This window comes from Streptomyces sp. NPDC014801 (genome assembly GCF_043082085.1).
Lineage (GTDB): Bacteria > Actinomycetota > Actinomycetes > Streptomycetales > Streptomycetaceae > Streptomyces.
The window spans coordinates 230,596-242,994 of record NZ_JBIBXG010000004.1 but is presented as its reverse complement, the minus strand read 5'-3'; the positions used below and the strand labels follow the sequence as shown (position 1 = coordinate 242,994).

Sequence of the window (12,399 nt, the reverse complement as noted above, 5' to 3'; positions counted from 1 at the left end):
ACCATGGCTGACGACCCCTTCGTCCTCGGCGGTACGGCCCTGTCGTCCCGCCTGATCATGGGCACCGGCGGCGCGCCCAGCCTGGACGTGCTGGAAAGGTCGCTGGTGGCCTCCGGCACCGAGCTGACGACCGTGGCGATGCGCCGGGTCAAGGCCGACGTGCACGGCTCGGTGCTGTCGGTGCTGGACCGGCTCGGCATCCGGGTGCTGCCGAACACCGCCGGCTGCTTCACCGCCGGGGAGGCGGTGCTCACGGCCCGGCTGGCGCGCGAGGCGCTCGGCACCGACCTGGTCAAGCTGGAGGTCATCGCCGACGAGCGCACGCTGCTGCCGGACCCGATCGAGCTGCTGGACGCGGCGGAGACGCTCGTCGACGACGGGTTCACCGTGCTGCCGTACACCAACGACGACCCGGTGCTGGCGCGCAAGCTGGAGGACGTGGGCTGTGCGGCGATCATGCCGCTGGGCTCGCCCATCGGCTCCGGGCTCGGCATCCGCAACCCGCACAACTTCCAGCTGATCGTCGAGCAGGCGCGTGTGCCGGTCATCCTGGACGCGGGCGCGGGCACCGCCTCCGACGTGGCGCTCGCGATGGAGCTGGGCTGCGCCGGTGTGATGCTCGCCTCGGCGGTGACACGGGCGCAGGAGCCGGTGGTGATGGCGGAGGCCATGCGGCACGCGGTGGAGGCGGGCCGGCTGGCGTACCGGGCGGGGCGCATCCCCAAGCGGCACTTCGCGGAGGCGTCCTCGCCGACGGACGGCATCGCCCGGCTCGACCCGGAGCGCCCCGCCTTCTAGACGCCCCCTGGCGGCCGGACCGGGGTCTCCGCAGCGTCACAGGTCGGCTGCAGTCACCCCTCTGGTCGGGTGAAACGGCGGGCGTGTCGGTCGTGCCTCGTAGACTCGCTGCGTGGATACGACCCTCTCGGACCCTCTCGTCGGGCAGGTGCTCGACGGCCGGTATCGCGTCGACGCGCGGATCGCGGTCGGTGGGATGGCCACGGTCTACCGGGCCCTGGACACCCGCCTGGACCGCGTCCTCGCGCTGAAGGTGATGCACCCGACGCTCGCGGCCGACGGCTCCTTCGTCGAGCGGTTCATCCGGGAGGCGAAGTCCGTCGCCCGGCTGGCGCACCCCAACGTGGTGCAGGTCTTCGACCAGGGCACCGACGGCGCCTACGTCTACCTGGCGATGGAGTACGTCGCCGGGTGCACCCTGCGGGACGTCCTGCGCGAGCGCGGGGCGCTGCAGCCGCGAGCCGCCCTGGACATCCTGGAGCCGGTGCTGGCCGCGCTGGGCGCCGCGCACCGGGCCGGGTTCGTGCACCGGGACATGAAGCCGGAGAACGTCCTGATAGGGGACGACGGCCGGGTGAAGGTCGCCGACTTCGGGCTGGTGCGCTCGGTGGACACCGTCACCAGCACCACGGGCGCGGTGCTCGGCACCGTCTCCTACCTGGCGCCGGAGCAGATCGACCAGGGCGCCGCCGAACCGCGGGTGGACGTGTACGCGTGCGGGGTCGTGCTGTACGAGATGCTGACCGGCGGCAAGCCGCACGACGGCGACTCGGCGGCCGTGGTGCTCTACAAGCACCTCCACGAGGACGTCCCGCCGCCCTCGGAGCAGGTGCCGGGGCTGGCACCCGCGCTGGACGAGCTGGTCGCGGCGGCCACCGCGCGTACGCCCGACGCCCGTCCGCTCGACGCGGTGGCGCTGCTGGCGCGGGTGCGCGAGGCGCGGGCGGGGCTGAGCGAGGAGGAGCTCGACGCGCTGCCGCCGCAGGCGCTGACGGCGCAGCACGACAACGCCGACGACCGCACGAGCGTGATCCCGCGGTCCCTCACGGTGCCGCGTCCGCTGCCGGTCAACGAGGACGACCCGGCGCTGCTGCACCGCACCAGCCGCTTCGAGACACCGCCGCCGGCTCCCGCGCGGCCTGCCTCCCGCTCCCCGCGGCGGCTGATCACCCTGCTCGCGGCCGTGCTGCTGGTGCTGGGCGTGGGCGCGGGCGTCTGGTACATCAACTCCGGGCAGTTCACCAAGGTGCCGCCGCTGCTGGCGCAGAGCGAGGAGCAGGCCCGGCAGCGGCTGGACGAGGCGGGTCTGGAGGTCGGCAAGGTCACCTACGCCTACAGCGACACGGTGAAGCGGGGCACGGTCATCAGCACCGACCCGGAGCCGGGCGCCCGGATCCGCGACCACGACGCGGTGCGGCTGACCGTGTCCAAGGGCCCGGAGACGGTGAAGGTGCCCGATCTGCAGGGCTACCGGCTGGACAAGGCCCGCGCGGTGCTCAAGGACAGCGGTCTGGAGCCCGGCATGATCACCCGGGAGTTCAGCGACGAGGTGACGCGCGGCTCGGTGATCGGCACCGACCCGGAGGCGGGCACCTCGCGGCACGCGGGCTCGGCCGTCGCGCTGACCGTCAGCAAGGGCAGCCCTGTGGAGATCCCGGACGTGACCGGTTCCGACCTGGCCGACGCCCGGTCCGAGCTGCAGGACGCCGGCCTGAAGGTGAAGGTCGCCCCGGAGCGGGTGAACTCCGAGTTCGACGCCGGACAGGTCGCCGCGCAGTCCCCGGACCCCGGCGGCCAGGCCGCCGAGGGCGACACGGTGACGCTGACCCTGTCCAAGGGGCCGGAGCTGATCGAGGTCCCGGACGTGGTCGGTGACAGCGTCGACGACGCCAAGCAGGCCCTGCAGGACGCCGGGTTCAAGGTCAAGGAGGACCGCGGGTTCTTCGGGCTGTTCGGCGACACGGTGAAGAAGCAGTCCGTGGACGGCGGCAAGAAGGCACCGAAGGGCTCGACGATCACGCTCACCATCCGGTGACGGAGGGCCGCCGACGCTCCCGTTCACCGGCGGTGACGGAGGCCACCACCGCCGGGTGACCGGCGGCACCGGGGCCCATGGCAGGCTGAACGGGTGACACCTGCATCCCCCTTGCGCAACCCCGTCGGCTCGCACGTCCCGGTGGCCGGCGGCCTGCACTCCGTCGGCCTGTCGTACGCCCGTGAGCTGGGCGCGGAGACCGTGCAGGTCTTCGTCGCCAACCCGCGCGGCTGGGCCACGCCCGCCGGGAACCCGCGCCAGGACGAGGCGTTCCGCGCGGCCTGCGCGGCGGAGTCGATCCCGGCGTACGTCCACGCGCCGTATCTGATCAACTTCGGCTCCCACACCGAGGCGACCGTCGAGCGGTCCGTGGCGTCGCTGCGGCACTCGCTGCGGCGCGGGCGCGAGATCGGCGCGCTGGGCGTGGTGGTGCACACCGGCAGCGCGACCGGCGGCCGGGAGCGGGAGGTGGCGCTGCAGCAGGTGCGCGAGCACATGCTGCCGCTGCTGGAGGAGCTGACCCACGAGGACGACCCGTTCCTGCTGCTGGAGTCGACGGCCGGGCAGGGCGCCTCGCTGTGCTCGCGGACCTGGGACTTCGGGCCGTACTTCGACGCGCTGGAGCACCATCCGAAGCTCGGCGTGTGCCTGGACACCTGCCACATCTTCGCCGCCGGGCACGACCTGACCGGGCCGCACGGCGCCGGGCAGACGCTGGACCTGCTGGTGGAGACGGTCGGCGCGGGCCGGCTGAAGCTGATCCACGCCAACGACTCCAAGGACGTGGTCGGCGCGCACAAGGACCGGCACGCGAACATCGGCGCGGGGCACATCGGCGAGGACGCGTTCCGCGCGCTGATGGAGCACCCCGCGACCGAGGGCGTCCCGCTGGTCATCGAGACGCCCGGCGGCAAGGAGGGGCACGCGGCGGACGTGGAGCGGCTGAAGAAACTCCGCGAGCGGTAGGCGTTGAGGGAATACCCCCAGGGGGTATACGGTTCCTGTGGTCGCAGGAACCGTCACCTGACCATGGGGGCAGTCATGCAGCACGAGGCGCACACCGAGCACACCCACCAGCACCACACGGAACCCGGCCGCGGCGGGCACGCCGTCCACGGCCACGGCGGGCACTCCGACCACGGTCACGGCGGGCACGCCGCGCCCGGCGCCGGCTGGGCCATGGCGGCGCAGGCCACCCTGCACTGCCTCACCGGCTGTGCCATCGGCGAGGTGCTGGGCATGGTGATCGGCACGTGGCTCGGCTGGGGCAACGTGGCGACGATGGTGATGGCGATCGTGCTGGCCTTCTTCTTCGGCTACTCGCTCACCCTGCGCGGCGTGCTGAAGGCCGGCGTGGACTTCCGTACCGCCTTCCGGGTGGCGCTGGCCGCGGACACCCTGTCGATCGCCGTGATGGAGCTGATCGACAACGGTGTGATCGCGCTGTGGCCGCAGGCGATGGACGCCCACCTCGACGACCTGCTGTTCTGGGGCGCGCTGGCGATCTCACTGGCGCTCGCCTTCGTCGTCACCACCCCGGTCAACAAGTGGATGATCGGCCGCGGCAAGGGCCACGCGGTGGTGCACCACTACCACCACTGAGGGGACCCGCCGGCGCGTCACCAGCGGCCGGCGGGCATCGGCAGGACTCAGAGCTCGGGGCCGTCCCCGGGCTCTTCCTGGTAGGAGTAGCGCTGCTCCTTCCAGGGGTCGCCGATGTTGTGGTAGCCGCGCTCCTCCCAGAAGCCGCGACGGTCGGCGGTCATGTACTCCACGCCCCGGACCCACTTGGGACCCTTCCAGGCGTACAGATGGGGGACGACCAGCCGCAGCGGGAAGCCGTGCTCGGCGGTCAGCAGCTCGCCGTCCTTGTGGGTGGCGAAGAGCGTGCGCTCGGCGGTGAAGTCGGCCAGGCGCAGGTTGGAGCTGAAGCCGTACTCCGCCCACACCATCACATGGGTGACGTCAGGGGCCGGCGGCGCGATGTCCAGGATGGTCCGGGCGGGGATGCCGCCCCACTCCGCGCCGAGCATGCTGAACTTCGTCACGCAGTGCAGATCGGCCACGACCGTGGTGTACGGCAGGGCCGTGAACTCCTCGTGGGTCCAACAGTGCTTCGCGCCGTCGGCCGTGGCGCCGAACACCCGGAACTCCCAGCGTTCGGGCCGGAACTTGGGCACCGGCCCGTAGTGCGTGACCGGCCAGCCCCGCTGCACTCGCTGCCCCGGCGGAAGCTCTGACCGTGCTGCTTCTCCTGATTCCCGCTCCACCGGATGACCCATGTCTCCATCCTGACAGACCGGGAGCAGTGCACCCGACCAGCCCGCCCGCGAACCGGACAACTCATCCTCAAATCGACCAAGCATTCACTAACTTACTAAGTGCGCACTTACTGGACGATCTCCGGGCCCGGTGCAATCATGCGGCCGCAACCTCCCGATCCCCCAGGTGGAAGGAGCCCGCCGCGATGCAGGGCGACCCCGAGGTCATCGAGTTCCTCAACGAGCAGTTGACCGGTGAGCTGACCGCGATCAACCAGTACTTCCTGCACGCGAAGATGCAGGAGAACTTCGGCTGGACGAAGCTCGCCAAGTACACGCGGCACGAGTCGTTCGACGAGATGAAGCACGCCGAGGTGCTCACCGACCGGATCCTGTTCCTGGAGGGGCTGCCGAACTACCAGCGGCTGTTCCACGTCCGGGTCGGGCAGACGGTCACCGAGATGTTCCGGGCGGACCGGGAGATCGAGGTGGAGGCGATCGACCGGCTGCGGCGCGGCATCAAGGTGATGCGCGAAAAGGGTGACATCACGTCCGCGAACATCTTCGAGGACATCCTCGCCGACGAGGAGCACCACATCGACTACCTGGACACCCAGCTCGAGCTGATCGAGAAGCTCGGCGAGGCGCTGTACATCGCGCAGCTGATCGAGCAGCCGGAGAGCTGAGGCACCGGCCCAAGAGCCGGGGCAGCCGGGAGACGCGCGGGCGTCGCCCGGACGGGCGGCTAGGCCGCCTCCTCCAGGCCGGGCAGCGTGGACAGCACCGGCTTGCCCTGGTCGGCCAGCTCACGGCGCGGGCAGGAGCCGCGGCCCAGCAGCGCCTGGATGCGCCGGACGCACGAGCCGCAGTCCGTGCCGGCCTTGCACGCGGAGGCGATCTGGCGGGGCGTACAGGCGCCGTTCTCCGCGTGCTGCCGGACCTGCGCCTCGGTCACGCCGAAGCAGCTGCAGACGTACACGCGGTTCACCTCCCGCCGGATCGGAGCGTCGCGCCCCCCGACTTCCCGATGATCGGTGAGGCAAACCTAACCTTACCGGCGACCCGAGGGGCGGAAAAGAGCCAGGGGCGCGGATCGTATGTGATCCGCGCCCCATCTCTTGGCCGAAAACAACCGGTACGCGGTGGCCCCGTCACTGGCCCCCGCGCCGGCCGCTCACTGGTCCCGGTACATCTCCGCGACGAGGAAGGCCAGGTCCAGCGACTGGCTGCGGTTGAGCCGCGGGTCGCAGGCCGTCTCGTAGCGCTGGTGCAGGTCGTCGACGAAGATCTCGTCGCCGCCGCCCACGCACTCCGTGACGTCGTCGCCGGTCAGCTCCACGTGGATGCCGCCGGGGTGCGTGCCGAGCGCCTTGTGCACCTCGAAGAAGCCCTTGACCTCGTCGAGCACGTCGTCGAAGCGGCGGGTCTTGTGGCCGGAGGCCGCCTCGAAGGTGTTGCCGTGCATCGGGTCGGTCACCCAGGCCACCGTCGCACCCGACGCCGTCACCTTCTCCACCAGCTCGGGGAGCTTGTCGCGGATCTTGTCGGCGCCCATGCGGACGATGAAGGTCAGCCGGCCCGGCTCCCGCTCGGGGTCGAGGCGGTCGATGTACTGCAGCGCCTCCTCGGCCGTGGTCGTCGGGCCGAGCTTGATGCCGATCGGGTTGCGGATCTTCGAGGCGAACTCGATGTGCGCGTGGTCCAGCTGGCGGGTGCGCTCACCGATCCACACCATGTGCGCCGAGACGTCGTACAGCTTGCCCGTGCGCGAGTCGACGCGGGTCAGCGCCGTCTCGTAGTCGAGCAGCAGCGCCTCGTGCGAGGAGTAGAACTCGACGGTCTTGAACTCCTCCGGGTCCGTCCCGCAGGCGTGCATGAAGTTCAGCGCGTTGTCGATCTCGCGCGCGAGCTGCTCGTAGCGCTGCCCGGACGGCGAGGACCGCACGAAGTCCTGGTTCCAGGCGTGCACCTGGCGCAGGTCGGCGTAGCCGCCGGTGGTGAAGGCGCGCACCAGGTTCAGCGTCGAGGCCGACGCGTGGTACATGCGCTTGAGCCGCTCCGGGTCCGGGACGCGGGCCTCTTCGGTGAAGTCGAAGCCGTTGACGGAGTCGCCGCGGTAGGTCGGCAGCGTCACCCCGTCGCGGGTCTCGGTCGGCTTGGAGCGCGGCTTGGAGTACTGGCCGGCGATGCGGCCCACCTTCACCACGGGCACGGAGGCCGCGTAGGTGAGGACGGCACCCATCTGGAGCAGCGTCTTGAGCTTGTTGCGGATGTGATCGGCGGACACCGCGTCGAACGCCTCGGCGCAGTCGCCACCCTGGAGGAGGAACGCCTCTCCCTTGGCGACGGCCGCCATCCGGGCGCGCAGCTGGTCGCACTCGCCCGCGAAGACGAGCGGCGGATACGACTCGAGGTCCGCGATCACCTTGCGCAGAGCCTCGGGGTCGGGGTACTCGGGCTGCTGCGCCGCGGGCAGGTTTCGCCAGGTGTTGCCAGCGCTGGGGCTGGTTGCGTTCACGGTCACGCCCTCAACATTACGGGGTCGCCGCACCCGTCCATGCCCTGGCTCACAGGATGAGACGGACGGGTCCGCCGCGTGACCTGCGCGCGGGGGACCCGTCCGGGTGGCCGGCGCGCCGTGGCGCACCGGCGGGTCGGGCCGTCAGTGGAGGTTCTGCACCGCCGGGTCGGTGAAGCCGACGGAGAAGACGGCGCGCAGGGACAGGTTGTCCGTGCCCGCGTACTTCCAGCACACGTCGGTCTCCTCGGTGGCGGCCTTGAACTCGGGGTGCGCCGCCGTGAGGTCGCTGCCCGGGCAGATGCCCTCGGTCAGCCCCCACAGCTCGTCGACCTGCTCGGTGCCGAGCTTCGGCCAGTAGCTCAGGGCCTGCGGCGGGCCGGCCGACCAGTTGCCGCCGTCCCCGCAGGTCGTCCCGGCGCGGGTGTCGCCCTCCCAGGTGTGCGAGTAGACGCCGGGCTTGGTGCCGCAGCCCTTGTGGAAGGCGAAGTTCAGCACGCCCTGGGAGTCGGTCCAGGTCATGCCGCCCTGCAGCCCCCGGTAGCGGGAGGCGGCCCAGGCGTCCTCGATCACCGTCTTGCCGCCGGACAGGTTCAGCAGCCCGGGGTAGGAGGCGGAGCCGGACGGGTTGAGCTGGTAGCGCACCACGCGGCCGCCGTCGACGTAGCCCTGCCACTCGCCGGCGACCAGCTTGTACGGGGCGCCGCCGCTCTTGTCCAGGGACAGCCAGGAGAAGCACAGCTGCTCGGGGTCGATGGTGTTGCCCGAGCAGTCCGACGGCGTGCCGGCCTGCTTGTAGTAGTGCACCTCGGGCAGCACGTACGGGTAGCCGCAGGCGCTGGAGCGGCCGGCGGAGTCGATGCCGTAGGTGGAGACGCCGGAGCCGTAGGTGTCGACCTTGGCGAGCTTGTTGATGTCGAAGACGCGGATGCCGTGGGAGGTGTCCGTGACGTAGAGGTAGTTGGCGTACCAGACGATGCCGCCGCCGTGGCCGGTGACGAAGGTGAAGTCGGCGCCCGCGTCGGTGGGCTCGGCGAGCAGTACATGGCGGTACTTGCCGGTGTCCCGGTCGAGGAAGGTGACCTTGAGCAGGTTGTTGGTCTTGCAGCCCGCGGAGGTCTCGTCGCTGAGCGTGCGGTAGTGCCAGGAGACGGCCGTGACGCGCCGGCCCTGGATGGCGCCGTCGGAGCCGTCGGCGGTGCCGGTGGTGCTCAGGCCCTGGGGCCACCAGTGCGCGTTGGTGTCGTCGGTGTGGTCGTGCGACCAGCACCAGGCGGTCTTGGTGGCCGCCGGCGGGAGCGCCTTGGTCTCGGTGCCGGTACAGGCCCGCATCGAGCGCAGGTTCATCCAGGGGTCACTGGCACCGGCGGAGTTCTTGGTGAAGTCGGTGGTGACCACGTCGGTGAGGCTGGCGTGGCTGGTGAGGTGGTTGTTGTAGAGCGTGTTGGCCGCCGACGCGAAGCTGGTGTCGGTCAGCTTGAACTGGTCGGTGCCGAGCGAGAGTTTCGTCATCGTCGGCGAGTCCGCCGCCGAGGCGGGCTGCGCGGTGAGGGCCGTGAGCAGCGCCGCGGTGGCCGCGATCCAGGCGAGCAGCCTGGATCCCCGTATGAGTCCCATGCACACCTTCCGTGTCATCGATGGGGACATGCCAAAAGGCAGACGAGGATCGTAACCGGCCGTGGCATCGGGTAAGGTGCCGGGCATGTTCGCGCAACTCGTCCAGAACTGGTGGTGGACCGCTCCGTCGGCGGCCCACTGACTGCGCGTACGCATCACTTCGCGAAGGCCGCCCGAGGGGCGGCCTTCGGTGTGTCCGGGGTCGTTCCTCTCCATCGACAGATCGAGAAGGATCACCCATGAACCCCACGGACCTGCTGTCCGACCCCCGCCCCTTCGCCCTGCTGCACCGCCGCACCCCCGGGCACCGGGCCGACACGGTCGAGCTGCTGGTCGGCCCGGTCACCCACCACGACCGCCTGGCCGGCCTGCCCGACGAGTGCCTGGCGCTGGTGCCCTTCCGGCAGATCCGCGAGCGCGGCTTCGACGTCCGCGACGACGGCACCCCGCTGGCCGTGCTGGTCCCCGAGGAGCGGCACACGCTGGCCCTCGACGAGGTGCTCGACCTGCTGCCCGCCCACGAGGTGCGGGTGGAGCGGGGCGGCTTCGACGTGGGCGACGAGGAGTACGGCGAGATCGTCGGCCGGGTCCTGCGCGAGGAGATCGGCCGCGGCGAGGGCGCCAACTTCGTCATCCGGCGCACCTACGAGGGCGAGATCCCGGGCTTCGGGCGCGCCGACGCGCTCGCGCTGTTCCGGCGACTGCTGGCGGGCGAGCGGGGCGCGTACTGGACGTTCGTGGTGCACACCGGGGAGCGGACGCTGGTGGGCGCGAGTCCCGAGGTGCATGTGCGGATGTCGGGCGGCACGGTCGTGATGAACCCGATCAGCGGGACGTACCGCTATCCCGCCGAGGGCCCCACCCCGGAGCACCTGCTGGACTTCCTCGCCGACTCCAAGGAGATCGAGGAGCTGTCGATGGTCGTCGACGAGGAACTGAAGATGATGTGCACCGTCGGAGACCGGGGCGGGGTCGTCGTCGGCCCGCGTCTGAAGGAGATGGCCCACCTCGCGCACACGGAGTACGAGCTGCGCGGCCGGTCGTCCCTGGACGTGCGGGACGTGCTGCGCGAGACGATGTTCGCGGCGACCGTGACCGGCTCGCCGGTGCAGAACGCCTGCCGGGTCATCGAGCGCCATGAGCCCCTCGGGCGGGACGGTGTCGGGCGCGGCTACTACGCCGGGGCGCTCGCCCTGCTCGGCCGGGACTCCGGCGGCGCCCAGACCCTCGACTCCCCCATCCTGATCCGCACCGCCGACATCTCCGCGGACGGGCGGCTGCGCGTGCCGGTCGGCGCGACGCTGGTGCGCGGCTCGGACCCGGCGGGCGAGGTCGCCGAGACGCACGCGAAGGCGGCGGGCGTGCTGGCCGCGCTGGGCGTGCGCCCGGCCCGGCCGCGTGCGGAACACTCGCGCGTGCGTCTCGCCGACGACCCCCGCGTGCGGGCCGCGCTCGACGGGCGGCGTGCCTCGCTCGCGCCGTTCTGGCTGCGGATGCAGGAGCCGTCGGCTCAGCTGAGCGGGCACGCCCTGGTCGTCGACGCCGAGGACACCTTCACGGCGATGCTCGCGCACGTCCTGCGCGCCGCCGGCCTCACCGTCACCGTGCGCCGCTACGACGAGCCGGATCTGCGCCAGGCGGTGCTGACGCACGAGGGCCCGCTGGTCCTCGGCCCCGGCCCGGGCGACCCCTCGGACCTGGAGGACCCCAAGATGCGCCTGCTGCGCGAGCTGACCGCGACCGTCGTGCGCGAGCACCGGCACGGCGTGCTCGGCGTCTGCCTCGGCCACGAGCTGATCGCGGCCGAGCTGGGGCTGGAGATCGTCCGCAAGGAGGTGCCGTACCAGGGGGCGCAGACGGTGATCGACCTGTTCGGGCGCGAGGAGACCGTCGGCTTCTACAACAGCTTCGTCGCCCGCTGCGACGACGAGGCGGCCGGGGAGCTGGCCGCGCACGGCGTCGAGGTGAGCCGCACCGCCTCGCACGAGGTGCACGCGCTGCGCGGGCCGGGCTTCGCGGGCGTGCAGTTCCACCCGGAGTCGGTGCTGTCCCTGAACGGGGCCGCGGTGGTGCGCGACCTGCTGGGTCAGCTGCGCGGCACCAGCACGTTCTCCGAGCGGCGGCCCGCCGTGTAGTCGAGGACGTTGCGGACCGTGGTCTGCACGATCTGCCCGACGGCGTCCTCGGTGTAGTACGCCTGGTGGGACGTGACCAGCACGTTCGGGAAGGTCATCAGGCGGGCCAGGGTGTCGTCCTCGATCGGTTGCAGGGACTTGTCGAGGAAGAACAGGCCCGCCTCGGCCTCGTACACGTCGAGGCCGACGCCGGTGAAGCGGCCGGCGCGCAGCTCGTCGACGAGGGCCGCGGTGTCGATCAGGCCGCCGCGGCTGGAGTTGACGAGGATCGCGTCGTCCTTCATCGCCTTCAGCGCGGCGGCGTCGAGGAGGTGCCGGGTTTGCGGCATCAGCGGCACGTGCAGGCTGACCAGGTCGGACTCGGCGAGCAGCTGGTCCTTGGAGACGTACCGCATCCCGAGGTCCAGGCAAGCGGGGTTCTCGGCGATGTCCCAGCCCAGCAGCCGCATGCCGAAGCCGTGGGCGATCCGGGCGAACGCCGCGCCGATCTTGCCGGTGCCGAGGACGCCGGCGGTGCGGCCGTGCATGTCGCGGCCCATCAGCCCGTCGAGCCGGAAGTCGAAGTCGCGGGTGCGGGTGGAGGCGCGCACGATCCGCCGGTCGACGGCCAGGGCGAGCGCCCAGGCGAACTCGGCGACGGAGTACGGCGAGTAGAACGACACCCGGGCCACGGTGAGGCCGAGCCGCTCGGCGACGGCCAGGTCGATGTTGTTGAAGCCGGTGGAGCGCTGGGCGATCATCCGGGTGCCGCCGGCGGCGAGGGTCTCCAGCACCCGCCGGCCGAGGTCGGCGTTGACGCTGGTGGAGATCACCTCGTAGCCGGCGGCGATGGGGGCGGTGTCCTCGTTGAGGAACACGTCCAGGCAGCGCACCTCGTGGTGGCCGGCGAAGGCCGCCTCGACGAGGGGCTTCTCATCGGCCTGCACACCGAAGGCCAGGATCTCCACGGTTGTGTCCCCTTCCGTCCGGGTCGGCTCGGCGTCGCAAGCGAGGGCGCCGGGCCGCGGGCTGGGGCGCCGGGCGCCCCGGGTCGCG

General features: G+C 71.6%; 12 protein-coding genes. 7 read left to right on the top strand and 5 right to left on the bottom strand.

Going from position 1 to position 12,399, the window contains the following annotated elements; genetic code table 11:
- Positions 1–3 precede the first annotated feature (3 nt).
- From ACF1AL_RS10565 to ACF1AL_RS10550, 4 genes are all read left to right on the top strand, one after another.
- Positions 4–798, top strand: a complete 795-nt coding sequence (locus tag ACF1AL_RS10565; RefSeq protein WP_366835954.1) for a thiazole synthase — start codon at positions 4–6, stop codon at positions 796–798.
- Positions 799–910: 112 nt separating this feature from the next.
- Positions 911–2,833 carry a Stk1 family PASTA domain-containing Ser/Thr kinase gene (pknB, locus tag ACF1AL_RS10560; RefSeq protein WP_391825791.1) on the top strand — a complete coding sequence of 641 codons (1,923 nt, stop codon included), beginning with the start codon at positions 911–913 and terminating at the stop codon, positions 2,831–2,833.
- Between the two features lie 93 nt (positions 2,834–2,926).
- A complete protein-coding gene (locus tag ACF1AL_RS10555) occupies positions 2,927–3,799 on the top strand; it encodes a deoxyribonuclease IV (protein WP_366835956.1) in 873 nt (290 codons plus the stop codon).
- Positions 3,800–3,874: 75 nt separating this feature from the next.
- Complete coding sequence (locus ACF1AL_RS10550) at positions 3,875–4,435, top strand: DUF4396 domain-containing protein (protein WP_391825790.1); 561 nt, start codon at positions 3,875–3,877, stop codon at positions 4,433–4,435.
- A 47-nt stretch (positions 4,436–4,482) separates the two neighbouring features.
- On the opposite strand, the gene ACF1AL_RS10545 is transcribed toward ACF1AL_RS10550, so the two are convergent.
- Entirely contained in the window at positions 4,483–5,115 is a 633-nt protein-coding gene (locus ACF1AL_RS10545) for a sulfite oxidase-like oxidoreductase (protein ID WP_366835958.1), read from the bottom strand.
- A gap of 185 nt (positions 5,116–5,300) precedes the next feature.
- Between ACF1AL_RS10545 and bfr the strand changes: the two genes are divergently transcribed.
- Positions 5,301–5,780: a bacterioferritin gene (gene bfr / locus ACF1AL_RS10540; RefSeq protein ID WP_366835959.1), complete on the top strand. Its 480-nt coding sequence runs from the start codon at positions 5,301–5,303 to the stop codon at positions 5,778–5,780.
- Between the two features lie 59 nt (positions 5,781–5,839).
- Here bfr and ACF1AL_RS10535 read toward each other — a convergent pair whose 3' ends face one another.
- From ACF1AL_RS10535 to ACF1AL_RS10525, 3 genes are all read right to left on the bottom strand, one after another.
- Positions 5,840–6,082 carry a bacterioferritin-associated ferredoxin gene (locus ACF1AL_RS10535; protein ID WP_386585282.1) on the bottom strand — a complete coding sequence of 81 codons (243 nt, stop codon included), beginning with the start codon at positions 6,080–6,082 and terminating at the stop codon, positions 5,840–5,842.
- Positions 6,083–6,268: 186 nt separating this feature from the next.
- Positions 6,269–7,618 carry a class II 3-deoxy-7-phosphoheptulonate synthase gene (locus ACF1AL_RS10530; protein WP_366835961.1) on the bottom strand — a complete coding sequence of 450 codons (1,350 nt, stop codon included), beginning with the start codon at positions 7,616–7,618 and terminating at the stop codon, positions 6,269–6,271.
- A 138-nt stretch (positions 7,619–7,756) separates the two neighbouring features.
- Complete coding sequence (locus ACF1AL_RS10525; protein ID WP_391697596.1) at positions 7,757–9,229, bottom strand: hypothetical protein; 1,473 nt, start codon at positions 9,227–9,229, stop codon at positions 7,757–7,759.
- An 85-nt stretch (positions 9,230–9,314) separates the two neighbouring features.
- Between ACF1AL_RS10525 and ACF1AL_RS10520 the strand changes: the two genes are divergently transcribed.
- Positions 9,315–9,371, top strand: coding sequence for a trp operon leader peptide (locus ACF1AL_RS10520; protein WP_366836100.1), 57 nt, complete (start codon positions 9,315–9,317; stop codon positions 9,369–9,371).
- Positions 9,372–9,468: 97 nt separating this feature from the next.
- Entirely contained in the window at positions 9,469–11,364 is a 1,896-nt protein-coding gene (locus tag ACF1AL_RS10515; protein ID WP_391825789.1) for an anthranilate synthase family protein, read from the top strand.
- Here ACF1AL_RS10515 and ACF1AL_RS10510 read toward each other — a convergent pair.
- Positions 11,316–12,311: a 2-hydroxyacid dehydrogenase gene (locus tag ACF1AL_RS10510; RefSeq protein WP_384211337.1), complete on the bottom strand. Its 996-nt coding sequence runs from the start codon at positions 12,309–12,311 to the stop codon at positions 11,316–11,318. The two genes, ACF1AL_RS10515 and ACF1AL_RS10510, sit on opposite strands and share 49 nt — an antisense overlap.
- Positions 12,312–12,399 lie beyond the last annotated feature (88 nt).